The 227-nt window shown below is 48.5% G+C and carries 1 rRNA gene; it reads right to left on the reverse strand.

Annotation, left to right across the window (positions count from 1 at the left end):
• Positions 1 to 227 (reverse strand): 23S ribosomal RNA (locus BBB58_RS15260); the annotation flags it as partial.

Here is a 227-nt window from a genome sequence, read left to right on the forward strand (position 1 = left end):
TCGGTCTTCAAAGTTCTCATTTGAATATTTGCTACTACCACCAAGATCTGCACTAATCGCTGCTCCATATAGGCTCACGCCCAATACTTCTAGGCAACGATCACGCCCTCCTACTCATCAAAGCCTCGCATTTGCTCTGATGGTTGAGTATCGGCAACACGCTTCAGCGCCATCCATTTTCAGGGCTAGTTCATTCGGCAGGTGAGTTGTTACACACTCCTTAGCGG

The sequence above is a fragment of the Exiguobacterium profundum genome (genome assembly GCF_001909285.1).
GTDB lineage: Bacteria > Bacillota > Bacilli > Exiguobacteriales > Exiguobacteriaceae > Exiguobacterium > Exiguobacterium profundum.